15 protein-coding genes are annotated in these 20,601 nt (G+C 69.5%); 7 read left to right on the plus strand and 8 right to left on the minus strand.

What is annotated here, in order from left to right:
* Positions 1-77: 77 nt before the first annotated feature.
* Positions 78-3,533, minus strand: coding sequence for a CHAT domain-containing protein (locus BLT23_RS21345; RefSeq protein ID WP_090051560.1), 3,456 nt, complete (start codon positions 3,531-3,533; stop codon positions 78-80).
* A 215-nt stretch (positions 3,534-3,748) separates the two neighbouring features.
* Here BLT23_RS21345 and BLT23_RS21350 point away from each other — a divergent pair, with 215 nt between their 5' ends.
* Both BLT23_RS21350 and BLT23_RS21355 read left to right on the plus strand, forming a co-directional pair.
* Positions 3,749-4,042, plus strand: a complete 294-nt coding sequence (locus tag BLT23_RS21350) for a hypothetical protein (RefSeq protein ID WP_143035993.1) — start codon at positions 3,749-3,751, stop codon at positions 4,040-4,042.
* A gap of 153 nt (positions 4,043-4,195) precedes the next feature.
* Positions 4,196-4,903, plus strand: a complete 708-nt coding sequence (locus BLT23_RS21355) for a response regulator (RefSeq protein WP_090051562.1) — start codon at positions 4,196-4,198, stop codon at positions 4,901-4,903.
* Here the strand turns inward: BLT23_RS21355 and BLT23_RS21360 are convergent.
* Complete coding sequence (locus BLT23_RS21360) at positions 4,845-5,765, minus strand: Rieske 2Fe-2S domain-containing protein (protein WP_218133818.1); 921 nt, start codon at positions 5,763-5,765, stop codon at positions 4,845-4,847. The genes BLT23_RS21355 and BLT23_RS21360 overlap by 59 nt on opposite strands.
* 41 nt (positions 5,766-5,806) lie before the next feature.
* Positions 5,807-6,949: a monooxygenase gene (locus BLT23_RS21365; protein WP_245744083.1), complete on the minus strand. Its 1,143-nt coding sequence runs from the start codon at positions 6,947-6,949 to the stop codon at positions 5,807-5,809.
* Between the two features lie 273 nt (positions 6,950-7,222).
* Here BLT23_RS21365 and BLT23_RS21370 point away from each other — a divergent pair, with 273 nt between their 5' ends.
* On the plus strand, positions 7,223-9,370 hold the full coding sequence (locus tag BLT23_RS21370; RefSeq protein ID WP_090051565.1) for an MMPL family transporter: 2,148 nt from the start codon (positions 7,223-7,225) through the stop codon (positions 9,368-9,370).
* A gap of 38 nt (positions 9,371-9,408) precedes the next feature.
* Here BLT23_RS21370 and BLT23_RS21375 read toward each other — a convergent pair whose 3' ends face one another.
* Positions 9,409-10,827: a HAMP domain-containing sensor histidine kinase gene (locus tag BLT23_RS21375; RefSeq protein WP_090051566.1), complete on the minus strand. Its 1,419-nt coding sequence runs from the start codon at positions 10,825-10,827 to the stop codon at positions 9,409-9,411.
* The gene (locus tag BLT23_RS21380) at positions 10,824-11,507 is read right to left on the minus strand and encodes a response regulator transcription factor (RefSeq protein WP_090051567.1); all 684 of its coding nucleotides are present in this window, start codon (positions 11,505-11,507) and stop codon (positions 10,824-10,826) included. The genes BLT23_RS21375 and BLT23_RS21380 overlap by 4 nt, the downstream gene beginning before the upstream one ends.
* 337 nt (positions 11,508-11,844) lie before the next feature.
* Here BLT23_RS21380 and BLT23_RS21385 point away from each other — a divergent pair, with 337 nt between their 5' ends.
* Positions 11,845-12,054, plus strand: a complete 210-nt coding sequence (locus BLT23_RS21385; RefSeq protein ID WP_143035994.1) for a hypothetical protein — start codon at positions 11,845-11,847, stop codon at positions 12,052-12,054.
* An 89-nt stretch (positions 12,055-12,143) separates the two neighbouring features.
* Here the strand turns inward: BLT23_RS21385 and BLT23_RS21390 are convergent, their stop codons facing one another.
* Positions 12,144-12,839: a hypothetical protein gene (locus tag BLT23_RS21390; protein WP_143035995.1), complete on the minus strand. Its 696-nt coding sequence runs from the start codon at positions 12,837-12,839 to the stop codon at positions 12,144-12,146.
* Positions 12,840-13,889: 1,050 nt separating this feature from the next.
* On the opposite strand from BLT23_RS21390, the gene BLT23_RS21395 reads away from it, so the two are divergent.
* Positions 13,890-16,760: a helix-turn-helix transcriptional regulator gene (locus tag BLT23_RS21395; protein ID WP_090051570.1), complete on the plus strand. Its 2,871-nt coding sequence runs from the start codon at positions 13,890-13,892 to the stop codon at positions 16,758-16,760.
* On the opposite strand, the gene BLT23_RS21400 is transcribed toward BLT23_RS21395, so the two are convergent.
* Both BLT23_RS21400 and BLT23_RS21405 read right to left on the minus strand, forming a co-directional pair.
* Positions 16,736-17,524 carry an ABC transporter permease gene (locus BLT23_RS21400; protein ID WP_090051571.1) on the minus strand — a complete coding sequence of 263 codons (789 nt, stop codon included), beginning with the start codon at positions 17,522-17,524 and terminating at the stop codon, positions 16,736-16,738. The genes BLT23_RS21395 and BLT23_RS21400 overlap by 25 nt on opposite strands.
* A complete protein-coding gene (locus BLT23_RS21405; RefSeq protein WP_245744074.1) occupies positions 17,521-18,462 on the minus strand; it encodes an ATP-binding cassette domain-containing protein in 942 nt (313 codons plus the stop codon). The genes BLT23_RS21400 and BLT23_RS21405 overlap by 4 nt, the downstream gene beginning before the upstream one ends.
* Before the next feature lie 142 nt (positions 18,463-18,604).
* Here BLT23_RS21405 and BLT23_RS21410 point away from each other — a divergent pair, with 142 nt between their 5' ends.
* Positions 18,605-19,531: a TauD/TfdA family dioxygenase gene (locus BLT23_RS21410; protein ID WP_090051573.1), complete on the plus strand. Its 927-nt coding sequence runs from the start codon at positions 18,605-18,607 to the stop codon at positions 19,529-19,531.
* A 19-nt stretch (positions 19,532-19,550) separates the two neighbouring features.
* Entirely contained in the window at positions 19,551-20,597 is a 1,047-nt protein-coding gene (gene sbnB, locus BLT23_RS21415; protein ID WP_090051574.1) for a 2,3-diaminopropionate biosynthesis protein SbnB, read from the plus strand.
* Positions 20,598-20,601 lie beyond the last annotated feature (4 nt).

The raw sequence follows: 20,601 nt of genomic DNA on the forward strand, positions 1-20,601 counted from the left end.
TGTTGAGTGCAGGGACCTGATGCCCTCCTGGCTGTCGTCGTCATGGAGCACGAGACGAGGCTGGTGGTGTTGAACGGTCAAGACAGTTGGGTTCCGGCCAGCACGGAGTCGGCGCCAACGCATATGAAAGGACGGCGCAACGGATCGTCGGCGACCGCGTCTGCCAGTGCCGCGGCTGCGCTTTGGCCGTTTGCCAGCGCGCGATGAAAATTCTCCATTGTCCGACGTGCGGCCAGTTCGCCCACGTTGTTCACGGCGACGACCACCGTGCTTGTGCCTACGCTGAGCAGGGCACCGGCGAATCCGAGCAGTTCGTCATCGGGGCGGATGTCGTGCAGCGACAACCCGCAGGCCGCCAGTACGACCTGCCGAGGAGGTTTGCCAAGCCGGCCAAGCTGATATGCGAACAGTGGCGCGTCAGCCAGTTCGAGTCGGGAGAACAACGCGTTGTCCGGCTCGTGCTCACCGTGTGCCACCACGTGCAGCAGGTCGCAGGCGGGCACTGCACCGAGCACCGCCATGACCGTTGCGTCGTCGCCGCGGAACGCGACCGCACCACGGTGCCACCTGAGCAGTTGTTCATCGGCGGCCGCCGCACCGACGCCCGGGCCGACGACCAACAGCACGCCACCTGGTGCGCGTTCGTCTTCCGCGGCGGTCGATGCACGTGACCAGGCAGTCGCCGATGGCGCCACGACAACGGGACGACGCCGAAAGCTGGGCAGGCTGTTCCACGGCACCGCATACAGTTGTCCTACCGGCACAACAACGAGGTCCCGTTCTCCGATGATCGGCAGCAGCGGACGGAGGAGATGCGCGTCCAGTCGATCCAGCACGCGTCTGGCGGATTCGGTGATCACCTCGGTCAGAGGAGGTGACAGCCGGTCTGAGGCCATCGCCGTCTGGTCCGAGCGAAGCAGACGGATTGCCTCGATCACCGCCGATGCTCTGCCGAGCTTGACCAGATGCTCCTCACGCGCGACGACCACCACCGCGACCAGAGCGTCTCCGGAGAGCACGAATTCGATCAGTGCACGGTCCTGCAGCGCATCAGCCAGTTCGCTGACGGTGCTCAGCGCGTTGGCGCCGGCGCAGGTCGTCGACCACCACCCGAGCCTGCTGACCCGCTGCAGTGCGACCTCGTGCTGCTCGGCCAGCCGCGCCTCGACCGGACCGTTGACGCGCTGCGACTGCAGGGTTCGGGTGATCCGGATGAAGTCGTCGACCGCGTCCGCCACCGCGGGGTCCGGCAGGCTGACCGGTTGGTGCCGGTGCAAGTGGGCTCGTGCGCGTTCCAGCCAGGTCAGCACCTCTTCGGCAGCGTGTCCTCTGCGCAGCACCAGCTTCACGGCGAGATCGCCCAGTTCGCGACCGAACAGCCCCGCGCCGCGAACGAGATCAGTCACGCCATAACGGTCGAACGCGGCGAGCAGGCGGTCCAGACCTGACTCCGCGCAGTCGAGCGCATCGTCGAACCGGCGCTGTTCCGCGGCGAACTCCGCCAGCACCAGGCAGCGGAACACAACCTGGTCGAGCGAGGTGCCGTCCCGAGGCGGTGCGGTATGAGCGATGAACTGTTCCGCGGCGTCCACGTCACCGAACGACACCGCCAGTCTGGCCGCCCAAAGCAGTGCGAGATCGGCTTCGTCGGCGAGGTCCAGTGCGCGCAGCCGCCGGGACAGGTCCTCCGCGATCTCCAGAAGTCCAGCCGCCGAACTGTCGCCCCATGCCTTGGCAAGAGACATCTCGGCGCGCAGCAACGTGAGCTCCGCGATGACTGCTGCTCGATCATCGCCGATTCGGTTGAAGCGGGTGATCGCCTCAGTTGTGGCCTCTTGTGCGCTCTTGTAGTCGGACTGCAGCAAGGCGCAAAGAGCGCGCACGTGCTCGACTTGCCCGATCGAGCGGTCGTGAGCCACATCTGCGCCGTGCAAGAGCTCCAGCACGTTGTTGAGGTAGACCGATGCCTTGTTCGGCATCCCCGCGGCCAGCAGCGTGTCAACCTGGTCAAGCCAAAGCGTGCGGACGTGCTCGGGGCTGGCGTCAGGGGCGAAGCGCCACGCCTGCTCGAAGTGCGTGAGGGCGGCGGGCAGGTCACCGCTGTGCTGGGCGAGTACGCCGAGCAACTGTTCGGCGGCTGACAACATCAACGCCGGAACAAGGTCGTGACTCACCGCTTCGAGGGTGGCGGTGAGGTTTTGTTGCTCATTACGCAGCCACTGCCATGCGGAGTCGCTGTTCGCGAAAACCGGTAGTGGCACCAGAGTCTCCTCGAGGTGCCATCCGGATCGGCGAGTGGGAATCGCGATGGTCAGGGCACAGCCGAATGCCGCCACGTAGTACCTGAACAGTCGCTCTACCGCGGCCTCCCGGCTCGGGGCGTCATCGGTCTGCCGACCCAGGTCTGCCGCGTACGAGTGCAACAGGTCGTGAGTGCGCACCCTGCCGTTACCCGCAGGCTGAACGAGATGCGCACGTTCCAGCTCGGAGACAGCTCTGCGTGCCTCGACGAGCCCGGTCCCGGTAAGAGCGGCGACGGCGCGGACATCGAAGCTGAGCAGCTGCACGGTCGCTATGGACCGGAACGCCCTGGCGGCTGCGGAGGTGAGATTTCGATAGGACCACGAGAACACCGTGCGCACCGTGGTTCGGTCGTCGTCGCCCGTCTCCAGCAGATCGAGGCGGTCGTGGTGGGCGGAGGCCAGCTCCTCGGCCAACGCCGGAAGACTTTCGTCCGGTCTCGCGTTCACCATCTCCGCGGTGACGCGCAAGGCGAGCGGAAGCAGCGCACTCCATTCGCACAGCATCCGAGCGGCTTCAGGCGCCCGCAGCGCTCGATCTCCTACCAAAGAAGCGAAGAGCTGGACCGCCTCATCGGTATCCAGAAGACCCAGACTGACCCGGCTGGCTCCGTCCCTGACGACCAAGCCTGCCAGCGCATCGCGGCTGGTGACGAGCACGAAGGTCGGTCCCGCCCCTGGCAGCAGAGGCCGCACCTGCTCCACGCTGCGGGCGTTGTCGAGCACGATCAGCATGTGTCGCTCGGCCACCAGCGTGCGGAACAGCCTCGCGCGGTCGGACAGGGTCGCCGGGATCGGCTCCGTGGGTCCCACCAGGCTCCGCAGCAGTTCTGCCAGCGCCTCCTCAGGCGGTGCCGGTTGGTCGCGGTCATACCCGCGCAGGTCGACGTAGAGGTCACCGTCGGGAAAAGTGCCGCGTACCCGGTGTGCCCAATGCACGGCAAGCGCGGTCTTGCCGACTCCAGCGGTACCGGACACCGCCGAAATCACGACCGTGCCCGTGTCGGAAGCCTGCTCCCGCAAGCGATCCAGAGCTTCCAGCTCATTCCGCCGTCCCGCGAAGTCCCGGACGTCGAGTGGCAGTTCTCTTGGCACACGAGCGACGGGCTTCGCCGGCTGCCCGGCGGTGAACACCAGATTGCCGGCGACATCACGGACCTGCACCACGTTGCCGCTCACGTGATCAGCGACGTTCGTGGCGCCGTATCGCGCCGCCGCGTCGCTGTCGTCCACCGCACCACCGTAGCCGCGAGAGCCGGCGTTCGGGTGCGGACGGGGCCTGGAGCGAGATCTTCGGCAGGTCTGGCCATGCCTCCGCGATCATCGACCTGTAGACCGCACAGTCCTCCGACGGTGCGACGTCGATTCGTCCGATCGGGTCTCGCCGACTACGAAGCGTGAGTTTATGGTCCGAAGACCACTGCCTGGAGGCGCGTCAGATGGCATCGATGAACGTTGGCATGATCATGAAGCACGATCACAAGAAGGTGGTCATCCTCCGTACCGGCCTGAGCCTGGACGGTTCGGATGCCGTGATGATCGTGCCCTTCAAGAGCGGCAAGCCGTCGGATAATGCCCTGTACGTCAAGGCGAAGACCTGGGTGAAGGACTACTGGATCCCGCTCGACCAGGTGAGTGTCGTCAAGGCGGCAGGCGTGGTTCACGCATGTACCAGTCCTGGGCGGCTTCCCAAGGAGCCGCTGAACGCCGTGCTGAAGGAAGTGAACAAGGTTTCACGGTGAGCATCAGCCGCGGCCAAGGCGGAGGGCGATGGTGACGGGCTGAGTTGCTGTCCGCCTGCGAGACCAACCAACGTGAGCGACGTTCTAACGGTCGTCTCAGGTCCGCTCGGTATGAAGTAGCCATCGCCGAGCGACCCCGAGAGGCAGCCGTTCATGATCTCCGTGCTGGTGGTGGACGCACACCCGTTGCAGCGCCTCGGGTTTCGCATGCTGCTGGAGAGCGCCCCCGACACCGAGGTCGTCGGCGAGGCCGAGAACGGTGCCGAGGCCGTCCGCCGGGCCACCGAACTGGGTCCCGACGTGGTGCTGATGGACATCCGCCTGCCGGGCGTCGACGGGATCGAGGCCACCCGGCGCATCGCCGCCGCCGGCGGGCGTTCGCGCGTCCTCGTGCTGACCGCGTTCGACGTGGACCGGTACGCGTTCGCCGTGCTGCGGGCCGGAGCGAGCGGCTTCCTGCTCGAAGACGCCCGCCCGGAGGAGCTGCTCGCCGGCATCCGGGCCGTTGCCGCCGGGGACGCGGTGATCGCGCCCGCGCTGACCCGGCGGTTGCTCGACGTGGCCGCCGACCGGCTCGACGACGACCTCACCGCGCCTGTGCGGGACGATCCCCGGCTGGACTCGCTGACGCGCCGTGAGCGCGAGGTGCTCGTCGCCATCGGGCACGGGCTCACCAACGGCGAGATCGCGCAACGGTTCACGCTCTCGGAGTCCACGGTCAAGACCCACGTCGGGCGGGTCCTCGCCAAGATCGGCGCACGGGACCGGGTCCAGGCCGTCATCCTCGCCTACGACCTGAGACTCACCCGGCCGGTTCAGCGAGCACGACCTGGCCTTCGACGACCGCGACCGGGATCTTGACCAGTGGAGCGGGTGCGGGTCCGCCCGTCACCTGCCCGTGCTCGTCGTAGGTGGCGCCGTGACAAGGGCAGCGGAATCCGGGGCCGACATAGGAGACCGGGCAGCCCTGGTGACGGCAGGTGGCGTTGAACGCCAGGAAGGTGTCCGGCGCCGGACGCAGGAGGTAGGCGGGCGTCCCGTCCGGCGTGGTGAAGCTCTTCGACGAGCCGACGGCGACGTCGTCGACGGCGGCGATCACCGGGCCGCGGCTCACCGGGGCCGCCGACGAGCTGGCAGGACGCCGGGCGAGTGCCAGCGCGCTGCCCGCGGTGACTCCGGCCGCGGTCACCGCTCCCGCTATCAGACCGCCCCGCAGCACGGTCCGCCGCTCGACGTCCTCTTGCACCGCCTCTCTTTCCTCCGGCGTGGGGTGCGTCGGCAGGCCGAGCCCGTGCCGCACCTTCCTGCGTAGCCAGGCGGTCAGTGACAACACCCCGGCGTCGCCCGCGATCAGCAACGGGGTCCAGGCGACAGCGAACACGATGTCGGCCCCGAGGTAGTACGGCCAGGTCGTCCAGCTCACGGTCAGGAAGAAGCCGAGCGAGAGCAGGACACCGCCGAGCGCGGCGAGCCGGGTGAACAGCCCGAGCAGGGTGGCGAGCCCGGCCGCGACCTCCCCGAAGGCGATCGCGAGCCCGGCCGCGGTCGCCTGGTCGGCGGCCAGCGAGACCAGCGGGCCGATCGGGGAGGACGCGGCGGCGTTCACCATCTGCGCTTGGACGCCGAGTGGCGAGGCGTCATCCAGGTAGTGCGTGTCGAAGAGCTTGGAGAGACCGGCATAGAGGAAGGTGCCGCCGAGAAAAGCACGCAGCGGCAACAGCATCCAGACCGGTGACCGCCTCGGGGAATCCAGACGCAACCGGGTCATGGCCTGGCCGAGACCGTCATGATGCCCGTGCACATCTCGTCGCTGGTGCCGTCGCCCCACACCACGTAACGCGGCGGCAGCTTGCTCAGCTGCGGCAGCTGTTTGCGCAGCCCCGCGTCGTGGGTGCACGTCACTCGCAGCGTGTCGCCCGGACCGACCTCCACCGGTGACGGCAGCTTCAGCAGCTGCTGCTTGTCGAAGTCGAACTGCGGCACGTCCAGCACGACCTTGGCGTCCGGCCTGCCCGGATTGAGCTCGACCTTGATGGCCCGCCCGAGCATGTGCATGTGGCCGAAACCGGCGAACAGCGTCATCGGCGCCTCGACCTCGTGGTCGCACGTCTGGGTGTCACCGGGCTTCGGTGCGCCGCCCTTGTTGCACTCCTCCACCTGACGGTCCGCCATCTCGCCGACGTCCTGCCCGAACCGCGTCGTCACGTCCGCGATCGAGGCCGCCCGGTCGCAGAGCGGACCTGACTCGTCCGCGGCACAGGGCAGGTCGGTCGGCGCGTCGAGCGACCACGTCTCGAGCTCCCGGGTCTGCGGAGTGCCGTCCGTCAGCCGCAGCCGCACCGACGAACGGTCCGACCCGGCCGGCTTCCCGTCGGTCGCGAGCAGGTTGTAGTGGATCTGGAGCACGATCAGGCTGCCCGGCTCCAGCTTGAAACCGGCGTCCTGGTCGAGCAGCGCCTCCGTGGCGCCCGGCGCCCAGGTGTCCACCCACGCCGCGTCGCCCTCTTCCACCTCGGCGCCCGCAACACCGGTCCCGCCGAAGCACTGCCAGCCGGGGCCGGGGGTCTTCGCGTCCTGCTCACGCACCGCGGCGGCGCCACCCGGCGGCACCGCGTAGACGATGGCGTGGTGCGCGACGGCGACGTTCTCGGGCGTGAACTGGGTCCCGGTCAGGAACGCCGTCTTGGTCAGGCCCGGATCGATCATCTGGCACCGGTACTCGTCCGTGCCGCCCTCCGGCGGCGCCGGCGTGTACGCCTCGGGCATCTTCAGGTCGGCGAACCGCTCACCGGCGCGCAGCGGCAGCGGTGCGGCCGACGGTTGGCCGGCGTGCCCGTGGTGGGAACCAGCCGCAGTGGGCGCCGCACCGTTGCCGGGGTTCGACCCGCAGGCGACGACGGCGAACACCGTCGCCAACGCCGTGGTGACCGCACCAAATCTCCACAGTGGACTAACGCGTTTCCTCATGAGCTGAACGCTAGGCCCGATTCCATTTCGTTTCGTCGTACCGCGGTCGTCATTTCTGGAGTGGTCCGGTACGACGGTACGACTTCGTGGTGTCCTCACAGGACTTCCGCTGTCCCGCGTGCCCTGCCTGAGCACCGCTTTAACGGTCCTCTCAGATTCGCTCAGTAGGAATTCGGCGTCAGACAGGCGATACACGTGACAGGGGGTTGGTGAATGGCAGGCAACATCGCGCCGTCCGGGGAGACTCCGGCCGGCGGGCTGGCAGGCCGGTGGGTGCCGTGGCTGGTGATCGGCTTGTGGCTGGTGCTGACGATCGTCATGGTGCCGTTGAGCGGAAAGCTGAGTTCGGTCACCACCGACAGCGCCGCGGACACGCTTCCGGCCAGCGCAGAGTCCACCCGGGTGGCGGTGCTGGAAGACAGGTTTCCCGGCGGGAACGACAACACGTTCGTCTTCGTGTACCACCGCGCCGGTGGCATGACCGACGCCGACCGGGCGACGGTCGAGCGCCATTACAAAACCCTTGCCAAGCAGTACCCGCCGAAGGTGGCGGCCCCGCCCGGCGAGGAGGACGAGGGTCCGGAGACGAGACCTTCCGCCGATGGCAAAGCGATGATGTTCACCCTCGACGTGAGCCCCACCTACGGGCCACCGGAAACCATCGTCGGCCCGTTGCGCGACGCCGCGAAGGACCGCCCCGCCGGCTTGGAACTCGAGGTGACCGGCCCGGCCGCGGTCGACGCCGACATGGACGCCGTCTTCGACGGCATCGACCTCCAGGTCCTCCTCACCACCATCATCGTGGTGACGCTGCTGCTCGTCATCACCTACCGCAGCCCGGTGCTGTGGCTCATTCCGCTCATGGCCGTGGGCGCGGCCGCGCTGACCGCGATGGCAACCGTCTACTTGCTGGTCAAGGGGTTCGGCATCGTGGTGAACGACCAGAACTCGGCGCTGCTGACGATCCTGGTGTTCGGCGTCGGCACTGACTACGCGCTGTTGCTCATCGCCCGCTATCGGGAAGCGTTGCACCACAACGAAAACGTCCGCGTCGCGATGCTCCACGCACTACGCGGCGCGGCGCCGGCCATCGTCGCGTCCGCGGCCACCGTGATCGCCGGTCTGCTCTGCCTGCTCGTCGCGGACCTGAACAGCACCAGCGGGCTGGGCCCGATCGGCGCGGCCGGCATCCTGTGCGCGCTGGTGGCCATGCTGACGTTGTTCCCGGCGATCCTGGTGGTCCTCGGCAGGCGGATCTTCTGGCCCGCCATCCCGCGGTTCAGCACGACGGTGGAGGAGAAGCCGGGACCGTGGGTCCGGCTCGGTGCCGCCATCAGCCGCCGCCGGTGGGTCGCGACGCTCGGCTCGCTCGGCGTCCTGGGCGTGCTCGCCATCGGGCTGGTGGGCAACACCGGCCCGCTGCGGGAGCAGGACCAGTTCGTGTCCGCGCCGGAGTCGGTCAGCGGCTTCACCGTGCTGCGCCAGCACTTCCCCGAGCTGGGTGGCCAGCCGATGACGGTCTTCACGCGCCCTGCGCACCAGGAACGGGTGATCGACGTCGTCAAGAACACTCCCGGTGTGGCAACGGCCTTCCCCGGCCGGACCAGCGGTGACTGGGCCGACATCTCGGTGTTCCCGGCGGACGCGCCGGACACCGCCGCGGAGTACGAGACGATCGAACGGGTGCGCACCGCCGTGCACGCGGTGAGCGGAGCGGAGGCGATGGTCGGCGGGCCGAGCGCGGAGAACCTCGACACCGAGCTGACCGCCGCCCGCGACCAGAAGCTGGTGATCCCGTTGGTGCTCCTGGTGGTTCTGGTCGTCCTCGGTCTCCTGCTCCGGGCGGTCGTGGCCCCGCTGGTCCTGATGGGCACCGTGATCGTCTCGTTCGCGGCGGCCTTCGGCGGCAGCGTGTTCGTCTTCGACACGCTCCTCGGCTTCAAGGGCGTCGACTCCTCGGTGCCACTGCTGGCTTTCCTGTTCCTCGTGGCGCTCGGCGTCGACTACAACATCTTCCTGGCCAGCAGGGCACGGGAGGAGACCGCCCGCCTGGGCACCAGAGCGGGCATGCTCAAAGCCCTCTCCGCCACCGGCGGCGTCATCACCTCGGCGGGCCTGGTCCTGGCGGCCACGTTCGCGGTCCTCGTCACGCTCCCGCTGGTGATGCTGATCGAGGTCGGCTTCTTGGTCGCCTTCGGCGTGCTGCTCGACGCCCTGCTGGTGCGGTCGGTCCTGGTGCCGGCCCTGACCCTGCTGATCGGCAGGCGCATGTGGTGGCCGAGCAGGCTGTCCCGGCCAGCCGAGCCTCCGACCGGTCAACGACCACACGCCGACGACGAAGAGCCCGCACTGCAACGGTAAAACGGCGGGAGTCCGGGACGGGCCGGCCCTGTCCCGGATCAACGCACCGCGGTGTCGTTCCCGGCGATGAGCCGCGCGGCCGGGAGCTCCACCCGAAGCAACGCGCCACCACGCGCCGAGCGCCCCACGGTGGCCCGGCCGCCGTGGGCGTCGACGACCCGCTGCACGATCGACAGCCCCAGACCGGATCCCGGCAACGCCCTGGCGCTGTCAGCACGGTAGAACCGGTCGAACACCCGCGGCACATCGGCCGCGTCGATGCCCGGCCCGGCATCGTCGACCTCGAGCACCGCCGCCGCCCCCTCGGCACGAAGCCGGACCTGCACCGGCTGGCCCGCGGGAGACCACTTGCCGGCGTTGTCGACGAGGTTGAGCACCGCCCGCTGAAGCGCAGCAGGACGCCCGCTCACCCACACCGAGCTCACATCGAGCGCAACCTCGACATCAGGCACACGAGAACCCGCCTGGGTCGCGGCTGCCACCACCACGTCGGCGAAGTCGAGCAGTTCCGTGTTCTCGTCACCGACATCGCCACGGGCCAAGTCGGTCAACTCGGCGACAAGCGTGCTCAGTTCGGCCACCTGGCCACCGAGATCGTTGAGCAACCGGCTCCGGCTCTCCGAGGGCAACGCACTGTCCAGCGTGCCGCGCCGATCAAGCCGGATCAACAGCTCGATGTTCAGACGCAGACTGGTGAGCGGCGTCTTGAGCTCGTGAGCGGCGTCCTCGGCGAGCAACCGCTGGGCCTGCCGCGAGTCCCGCAGCGCGGCCAGCATGTCGTTGATCGACCGGATCAGCTGCCGGATCTCCCCACCGCCCTCGTCAGGGATTCCGGCGTCAAGATCCCGAGTGCGCGCGACACGGACAGCGGCGGCGGTCAGCCGGTCGATCGGCGCCAGCCCCGTCCGAGCCACCGCCCGCCCGACCAGCCCGCCGCAGACCACGCAGAGCAGCCCGATCAGCAGCATCCCCAACCCGAACCGGTTGACCGAGCTGTCATCGGCGACGCGGACCACCTGCACCGCACCGTCGGCAACCCGCAGCGTGTAGACGAGGTAGCCGTCATCATCGCTGTCCCCGGACTCCATCAGCTCAGCCGAAACCCCCTGAACCACGAGCCCGGCACCCTCACTGACCGGAGGCAGCGAGGGCTGCCCGTCCGGCACCCGAACCGAGCCGTCGGCCAGGACCACCCGCATCAGCAGCCCGGACCCGGGATACGGCGGCAACTGGACCTGTGCCAACCCGGCGCGTTCCGCATTCGCCGCCAGGACACGGGAATCAGCCCGCAACTGCTCCTCCGCGGTGCTCCGCAGCTCCCAGTCCAGCAGCTCACTGGCCACCTGAAAAGCAGCGAACACACTGACCGCGATGGCCGTGGCAGCGATCACCGTCAGCCTGGTCCGCAACGACTGCCGATGCCACCAACGCCGCAGCCGGCCGCCGGTCCTGCTCACGGAGGAGTCTCCCGCAACGTGTAGCCCAGCCCGCGCCGCGTGTAGATCAGCCGAGGCTCACCCCCAGCCTCCAACTTGCGCCGCAGATAACTCACATACACCTGGAGGTTGTTGGAGGTGACACTCATGTCGAAGCCCCAGATCGCCTCGAACAGCTCGCCCCGCGTCAACACGCGGGTCGCGTTGCGCACCAACACCTCCAACAGGAAGAACTCGGTCCGCGTCAACCGAAGCGCCCGCTCACCCCGCCAAGCCTCGAACCGGTCGGGATCAACCCGGAGGTCGGCGAAGGTCAGAACCTGCTCCCCGTCATCGCTCTGCGCACGACGGCGCAACAGAGCCCGAACCCTGGCCAGCAACTCCTCGGTGGCGAACGGCTTGGGCAGGTAGTCATCAGCCCCCGCGTCCAGCCCCGCGACCCGATCCGAAACCTGGTCCCGCGCCGTCAACATCAACACCGGCAGATCCCACCCCGCCGCCCGCAACCTCCGACAGGTCTCCACCCCGCCGAGACGAGGCATCATCACGTCGAGGATCAACAGATCCGGCTCGGCAGCACCGATCCCGTCGAGCACGGCGAGACCGTTGGCAACGGTGCTGGTCTCATACCCCTCGACCTGCAGCACCCGCTCCAACGACTCGCGGATGGCCGCCTCGTCATCCGCGATCATGATCCGCACGCCGGCCCCCTCCAGTCGATGCTTTCGCCGCTCATCGTCCCGGACCAACCTGAGGCGAGCGTTAGAACTTCTCGCCGTGGGCGGTCACCGACTACCGGGGCAGCGTGACCGGCCGGCAGTGCGCTGGGTACCTCGCTGGCGGGAGGCAATGCTGAACAGGTGAGCGAAGCGGGCATCACAGGAGTTGGAGGCGGTGTGGTCAAGGGACTGGGCAAGCTGACCAGCGTGGCGGGGAAGCTCTTTTGATGCCGACGGACAACAAGACACCACGCTGAGCTCGAGCACCCTTCGCGGCCCTCGACCAACAGGGTTCTCGTTGACTGAAGGGATTCCTCTGATGCCCGTTCGCGGGTCCAAGTCGCAGCGAATGCGCTTCTGGATCATCACCTGCACGATCTACCTCGGGCTCATCATGGCCGCCGTCCTGCTGCACGACCAGGTCCCGTGGGCGGGTGCGGCCGTAGGAGCACTGGGCGGCTCACTGGTCCTGGCCGCGCTGCTGGGGTGGTGGCGCCGCCACCCGTCCAATCCCGACCGGGCCGAGTAGCCCCGAAACCCGGGACCTGTTCGAGTCTCGTGGGCTGACCCGCTCCACAGAACCGGTCCGGCCGGGCCAGTGTTCGGTGCGCGGGGGACTCAGATGCGGGGCAGACAAGCGGAAACCTCGGCGATGGCGTCGAGGGTGGCGTGGTCGAAGTGACCGGTGACGAGTTCGGTCTCCGCGATGGTGACGGTCCTGCCGTCGCGGTCGCTGCCGTAGTTCTCGCCGGTGAAGCGAATGTCGGCCAGGTCCAGCGCGGTGGAACCCATGGGCCGGATGTCGCCGCTGCCGGGGATGTCGATCACGGTTTTGAACCTGCCCGCGTCGCTGGCCGAGGCCAGGCCGACCCACGCCACCGAGAGCACCGCGGTGTTTCCCGCGCCGTCTCCGACGAGGAACAGGGCGCGTTCAAGAGAGGTGCAGCGGGTGCCGGTGAAGAAGTCGCGGACCTGCCCGAACGAGGCCGCAACGCACTCGGCCTGCTGCCGGGCGGTGCGCTTGAGCTGCTTGACACCGAGGCGCTGCCAGGCCGCCTGGCTGTCACCTTTGCGCGCGGACTTCTGTCCCTCGCTCTGGCGGAGCCTGAGTTGCGGGGACCCGCCCGAACCCGCCCCGGAGGCGGCCTCTCCGGCGACGGTGCCGACTTCGGAGACCAGACCGGGCCCGGTGAGGGTCAGGCCGCCGCTGCCTGCCAGGCCGAGCGCGAGCACCCCGGCCGCCACCACCGCCCCGCTCTTGCCGCCACCGCCCCCGATCGGGACGCGCCGTCCGTCGATCATTCTGAACTTCATCGGACCCCCTCGACTGGATCGTGTTCACGCCACCGGCCACCGGCCTCCCGCCGCTGATCTCGAACCCCTTCACGACGAGAACCGCTGGTGACCGTGCTGTGAGCAAACGCGTCCGCAGGGGCGTGTGTTGACGCACGAATGGGTGAATGCGGTGAGGCGTGTGGAAGGGGGCACTGGGTCGCGTCGAGCTTCCGCGCCGGCGGCGGACAGTTCTCGTTGGCCGCATTGACGAAGTGATGTCTCGGAGCGTCTGGTCGTGCGGTGGACATCAGCGCCACCGCGCCCGGACCGGTTGTGTTGAACTTCGGCTGAACGGCCGCAGCCCGCCCGGATAATTGATTAGCGACTCAACCATTTGAGACGGACGTATGGGACGGCGGCGGCGGGGCGCGGTTGTTGTCCGTCGATGTGATCGCCACGCCGGTGGGAACAACCGGGTATCGATCCCGTGGCTATCTGGCCGCCGCAGGAGGTATGTTGGTCTGACGTACAGCTCACCCTGCCGAACTTTAGTGTGTGGAGATCGCTGTTTTGATTATCGAGCCGCACTCGTTGTCAGCATCGGCGTTCTTGTTGAAAACGCCACCATCGTGATTGACGTGAACCGCGGCCCCGCGGGCGGGGTTCGAGGACGTCGCCGCGGCCCGCGGTGGCCTGCTCGGCTCGGGCGGCGGGGGGTGTCGGGCTGCCGCGGTGTGAGGTGGCGTCGTCTCGGTGTCGATGTTTTCGGCGATAGCGGCGGATGGTCACGCCTCTGATGCCGTCATCGCGATTTCTTGAGCGTCTCGGAACCTCGCCTCTCGATGGGCGCGGTAATCACGCCGACCGGGCTGTGGATGTATGCGATACCGCATGGAATGGCGTCTCGCCCGGACGCGTGGCTGCCCTGTTCACCGGTATAGGTAACTGCACCACCCCCTTCCTGCCTCATATCCTGTTCACGAATGCAGCGGTCCGGTCGGTCTTACGGCGGTGTTCCCGTCAGATGTACTGTCGCGGCATGTTGTCTCGTTGACCCGGGTAAACGTCGATGACCCACGAAGGCTCGCCATGTCGTTCACGCCGGACATTCGCACAGTGGAGCGGGACGTCGAAACGGGGGTGATCAGACAGCGGCTGGCCCGGTGCCGCGTCGACGGCGGCCGAATCCTGCTGATCTCGGGAGCTTCGGGAACGGGGAAGACCTCGCTGCTGGAGGTCGCCGCCGAAGAGGCGCACGCCGCGGGTTTCCGGGTGTTGCGGACGGCGGGGGGAGCGCCGGGGCGCGACGTGGAGTTCGGGGCCCTGCGCAGGCTCTTCCGGGCCTCACCGCCCGACGGGGAGGAACGGCGTGCCAGGGCCGACGTCATCCGGTTCAGCAGGCGTCACGCGGTGGAGGCGGGAGCCCGCGCGGAACCCCGGCGCGCCGACATCCCGTTCGAGGTGCTGCACAACCTGTACTTGACGGTGGTCGGTCTGGCGGCCGTCAAACCGGTCGCCGTGCTCGTCGACGACCTGCACCGGGTCGACCTGTCGTCCATCCGGTGGCTCCTGCACCTGGCACGAAGAGCGGCGGGGGTTCCCGTGGTGGTCGTGGCTGCCGCGGCCGACGACGTGGACACGGCCGCCGAGCCGCTGATCGCCGAACTCCGGGCGGCGCCGCGGTGCGAGGTCCTCGAGTTGGCTCCCCTGAGCCCGCGGGCCGTGGAGGCGGTGGTCGCCGCGCGGCTGGGCGCCGCTCCGGCCCCTTCGGTCGTCGCGGCCTGCTACGAGGTGTCCGCCGGGAACCCCCGCGTGCTGGGGGAGCTGCTCCACGGCCTGTCGGCATGCCAGGAGACGGATCAAGAGGCTGACCAGGTGGCGGACCAGGTGGCCGCCGTGCACGAGGTCGGCGTCCGGGTGCACCGTGCGCGGCTGTTCGCGGCCGTGCGGGCGCAGTCCGCTCCGGTGGTCGCGTTCGCCGGGGTGCTCGCCCTCCTCGGTGAGGACGCGGACCTGGCGATCGCCGCCGAGGTGACGGCCGCCGGTTCCCTCGCGGCCGGTCAGGCGGTCGCCGCGCTCGGCCGCGCGGGGGTGCTGCACCCCGGCACCGTGCGGTTCGCCCACCCGGAGATCGGGCGGACGATCATCGAGGACATGGCCCCGGCGCAGCGGGAGAGGACGCACTCGCGGATCGCCAGGGTGCTGAGCGACCGCGGTGCGCCGGTCGACGTGGTCGCGGCCCACCTGGTGTGCGGGGGGCCACCGACCACGCAGGAGATGGTCGCGGTGCTGCGCGAGGCAGCGGTGGCGGCCGTCGACCGCGGCGAGCCGGAACTGGCCGTGGCGTACCTCCGGCACGCCCTCACCGGGCAGTGGAAGCCTGATCTCCTGGTCACGCTGCTCACCGCGCTCACCCGCGTCGAGCGGTCGGCGGACCCGCGGGCGGCCTGGGAGCACTTGGCGGAGGCGTTGAGGCTGATGGACTCGCCGCTGCGACGGGCCCGCGCCGCGGTCGACCTGTTCCCCCTGGCCACCGGGTGCACCGCGGCACCGCTGGTCGACCTGCTGGAGGACTGCCTGGAGTGGCTGAGCCAGGCCGGCGAGCCGACCGGCGAGCTGCGCACCCGCTTGCTGGCCCACATGGTCTCCTCGGCCACGGGGAACCGCGACGTCATGGCCAGGCTGAGACCCCGGCTGGACGCGCTGGATCCCGATTCGCTCGGTGGCACGCCGGGGCAGTGCGCACTGCTCGCGGTGCACGTGATGCTCGCCGCGCTGGAGGGCAGGTTGCCCGCGGCCTCGGCGGTGGAGTCGGCCACGCGCGCGTTGCAGGGGGACCTGCTGCTGCGTGACGACATGCTGCACCCGATGTTCGTCTCGGCGATCGTCGTGCTCCAGCTGGCCGAGCGGTTGGACCTCGTCACCCCGCTGTACGACGCTGGCATCGGCGACGCCAAGGTGCGCAACCTGCCGGCGATGCGCGCGATGCTGACCAGCGCGCGGTCCGTGGTGCGGTTCCACAGCGGCGACGTGCCGGGCGCCCTGGTGGAGGCCAGGGCTTCGCTCCAGGCGTACGCCGACGGGCACCAGGACGACAACCAGCCGCTGACGGTGGCGGCCGCCGTGGCGTGTCTCGGCGAGCTGGGCCAGTGGGACGAGGCGGCCGAACTGGTGCGCTCCGACTTCGCGCCGGCCGTCGAGCACTCGTTCCACTGGTGCTGGATGCTCGCGGCCCGCGCCGTGGTGCTCGAGGGCCGGGGTGACCTGCGGGCGGCGCTGGAGCAGACGCTCGACTGCGGCAGGAGGCTGACCTGGTGGAACATCCACAACGAGGCGGTGCTCCCGTGGCGCGGCCGGGCGGCGCTGCTGCACTGGCGGCTCGGTGAGGTCGCCGAGGCACGGCGCCTGGCGGGTGAGGCGCTCGAGCTGTCCCGGCGCTGGGGCGCGGACGGCGCGGTCGGGTCGGCGCTGCGCGTGGCCGGCCTGGTCGAGGGCGGTGCGAAGGGGTTCGCGCTGCTGCGCAGGGCCGTGGTGTACGGGGAGAGGTCACCCGCGCGGCTGGAGCTGGCCAAGACCCTGATCGAACTGGGCACCGCGCAGCACACGGCGGGCGACGACGAGGCTGCCCGCGCGACGCTGCGCCGCGGCCTCGACCTCGCGACCCAGTGCGGCGCCACGACGCTGGTGCTCCGTGCCCGCTCCGAGCTGGTCGCCGCGGGGGGCAGGCCGCGGCGCGACCGCCTGCACGGCACGAACGCGCTCACCCCCGCCGAATGGCAGGTGGTGCGGCTCGCCGCGCTGGGCAGCAGCAACGACCAGATCGCGCAGTCCCTGTTCGTGACCCAGCGGACCGTCGAGTTCCACCTCACCAACAGCTACCGCAAGCTCGGCCTGACCGAACGCTCACAACTGGTCGACGTGGTCGACCCGGACGGTCACCGGGGTTCCGCCGCGTGGTAGGCGCGACAGCTCAGCGGCACCGTCACGGCGGCGATGACCGCGAGCATGACCAGGGCCGCCGGCAGGGGGTGCTCGGACACGACGCTTCCGGTGCTCGCGGACATCGGGCCGCCCCACAGCTGGCGGCACGCGCTCGACACGGCGCTGATCGGGTTCCACTCCGCCACCACCCGCAGCCAGCCCGGCAGGCCGTCGAGCGGCACGAAGGCGTTGGACAGGAACGACCCGCACACCAGCACCAGGCCGGAGAGCGCGCCGAGCGCCTCGGGGCTGCGCACCGACAAGCCGAGCAGGAGCCCGAACCACAGCATCACGTAGGTGAAGAGGAGCAACAGCCCGAACCCCGCGGCGATCGACAGCACGCCCGTGTCCGGCCGCCAGCCGAGCAGCGCCCCGACGATCGACGCGATGCAGATGCCGATCGCGGCCAGGCCGAGGTCGGACACGGTGTGCGCCACCAGGATCGCGCCGCGGGACGTCGGCAGCGACCGGAACCGGTCCACCAGCCCGTTGCGCAGGCTGGTCGCGGTGCCGATGGCGATGCTGCCGACGCACGCCAGCGCCACCTGCGCGCCGACCCCCGCCATCATGTAGCCGAGGTAGTCGCCGCCGCGCACGGAGATCGCCTTGTTCAGCATGTAGCCCAGGACCAGCACCATGGTCAGCGGTGTCAGGGTGACGCCGAGGATCCTCGTCGGCGTCCTCCGCAGGTGCAGCAGGTGCCTGCCGATGAGGGCCGTGGTGTCGACCAGCACGCCGTTCACGAGTGCTCCTGTCCGGTGAGGTGGAGGAAGACGTCGTCGAGCGAGGGGCGGCGCAGCGCGAACCCCGCGATCTCGATCCCCGCGGTCTCCAGCGCGGTCGCCGCCGTCGCGACCGCGCCCATCCCGTCGGGCAGCCGCACCGAGAAGCTCTTGCCGCCCGCCGCCTCGCGCGGTGGCATCGCCGCGACGCAGGACAGCGCGCTCGCCGCCGCGGACAGGTCGCGGCCGTGCGCCACGGTCACCTCCAGCCACTCGGCGCCGACCTTGCGCTTGAGCTCGTCGGGGGTTCCCTCGGCGATCACCACACCGTGGTCCACGACCGCGATCCGGTCGGCGAGCACGTCGGCCTCCTCGAGGTACTGCGTGGTGAGCAGCACCGTGACACCGGAGGCGACCTGGTCGCGGATCATCCGCCAGAGCGTCGCGCGGCTGCTCGGGTCCAGGCCGGTGGTCGGCTCGTCGAGGAACACCACCGGTGGTGAGGACACCAGGCAGGCGGCCAGGTCGAGGCGCCTGCGCATTCCTCCCGAGTACGTCCTGGTGAGCCGGTCGGCGGCGTCGGTCAGCTCGAACCTGGCCAGCAGCTCGGCGGCGCGGTCCCTGGCACCCTGCTTGCCCAGGCGCAGCAACGTGCCCAGCAGCACGAGGTTCTCGCGCCCGGTGAGCTGCTCGTCCACGGCGGCGTACTGACCCGCGAGACCGATCCGTCTGCGCACCTCCCGCGGTTCGCGCAGCACGTCGTGGCCCGCGACCACGGCCCTCCCGGAGTCGGGCCGGGCCAGCGTCGCCAGAATCCTCACCGTCGTGGTCTTCCCGGCGCCGTTGGGCCCGAGCACCCCCAGCACCGTCCCGGCGGCCACGGACAGGTTCACCCCGTTGAGCGCGTGATGGTCCGAATAGGACTTCCGCAGTCCCTCGGCCTCGATCGCAGCGTTCACTGTCCGCCTCATCCGCGTCGGCAACTTTCCGACGTGATTGGACCAGACCAGCCGCTTGCACGGTGCCAGTCGTCCTTGCCGCACGCCAGTTCCGGCGGACCTAATGTCCAGCCGTCGCCGAGAACGAAAGGGGAACGAGTCGATGAAGTGGACGCCGACCGAGATCAGGCCGGAGGACGTAGCGGCGCGCGCGGACGTCGAAGGACTCGCCGACCACCTCCGCACCATCGACCTGGACGCTCTGCTCGTCCAGGCCAAGGTGTTGGTGTTCCGGGGTTTCCACGTCCCCGAGGACGGCCTCGACGGGGTGCTCGACCTGGTGCTGCCGGACCGCTTGGCCTACGTGCACGGGAACACGCCGCGCACCAAGGTCGGCAAGAACGTCTACACCTCGACCGAGTACCCGCCCGAGTTCACCATCTCCATGCACAACGAGATGTCCTACGCCCACCACTGGCCCGCGCGGCTGGCGTTCTACTGCGCCAAGCCCGCCACCGCGGGTGGCGCGACGCCGGTGGTCGACGGCACCGCGTGGCTGGCCGCGCTCGACGACGACCTCCGGGACCGGTTCGCGGACGGCGTCTGCTACACGCAGAACCTGCACGGCGGCATGGGTTTCGGCAAGAGCTGGCAGGACACCTTCGAGACCTCCGACCAAGCGCAGGTCGAGGAGTTCTTGGCGGCCAGCGACTCCACCTGGGAGTGGCTGTCCGACGGCACCCTGCGCGTGCGGCAGCTGCGCCGCTCGTTCACCCGGCACCCCGTCACCGGTGAGGAGGTCTGGTTCAACCAGGCCGACCAGTGGCACGTGGCGGCGCTGGACCCGCAGACCTCCGCCGCGATGTCGGAGATCCTGACGGAGGACGAGATGCCCCAGTCGGTCACGTTCGCCGACGGCGGCCCGATCCCGGCGGAGTACGTCACGCAGATCCGCGACCGCGGCCTCGACACGGCGGTCGACGTCGACTGGCAGCAGGGCGACCTGATGCTCGTGGAGAACGTGCTCGCGGGCCACGGCCGCCGGCCGTTCGAAGGGCCGCGCCGCATCCTCGTCGCCATGTCCGACTGACCAGAGCACAGGAGTACGAATGTTCCAGCCGTCGTTCGCGGTGATCTCCGGGGCACAGGTGCACCGGGTCCTCACCGGCAACGAGAAGATGATCGTCGACCTCGTCGAGACCACCTACCGGGTGCACGGCCAGGGCGACACGGTGAACCCGCCGTCGTACTTCCTGCGGATGCCGGACCGGCCCACGTCCCGGATCATCGCCCTGCCCGCCGCCCTCGGCGGTGACTCCCCTGTGGACGGTCTCAAGTGGATCTCCAGCTTCCCGGAGAACGTCTCTGCGGGCATGCCGCGGGCGTCCGCGGTGCTGGTCCTCAACGACCACGACACCGGATATCCGTTCGCCTGCCTCGAAAGTTCCATCATCAGTGCCGTCAGGACGGCCGCGTCCGCGGTCCTCGCCGCCGACCGGCTGACCGCCGGGACCGGCCGTCCGCTCCGGGTCGGGTTCTTCGGCGTCGGCCTGATCGCCCGCTACATCCACACCTACCTCGCGGGCACCGGGTGGTCGTTCGACGAGATCGGCGTGCACGACCTGTCGGCCGAGCACGCGGCTGGTTTCCGCGAGTACCTCGAGGGAACGGGCACCAGCGCGCGGATCACCGTGCACACCGACCCCGAGACCCTCGTCCGCGAGTCCGACCTGGTGATCTTCGCGACGGTCGCGGGCTCCCCGCACGTCACCGACGTCGGCTGGTTCGACCACAACCCGCTGGTGCTCAACGTGTCGCTGCGCGACCTCTCGCCGGAGATCATCCTCGCGTCCGCCAACGTCGTCGACGACGTCGAGCACTGCCTGAAGGCCGACACCTCCCCGCACCTGGCGGAGAAGCTGAGCGGCGGCCGCGACTTCATCGACGGCACGCTCGACGAGGTCATCAGGGGAGTGGTCCAGCCGCGGCCCGGCCGGCCGCTGGTGTTCTCCCCGTTCGGCCTCGGAGTGCTCGACCTCGCCGTCGGCCGCCACGTCTACGAGGAGCTCCGCGCGGCCGGCGAGCTCGCCCTCGTCGACGACTTCTTCCACGAGCTGCGGCGCTACGGCGACCCGCGTCGTTCCCACACGTCCTAGGAGG

Source organism: Lentzea fradiae, from assembly GCF_900100955.1.
Classification (GTDB): domain Bacteria; phylum Actinomycetota; class Actinomycetes; order Mycobacteriales; family Pseudonocardiaceae; genus Lentzea; species Lentzea fradiae.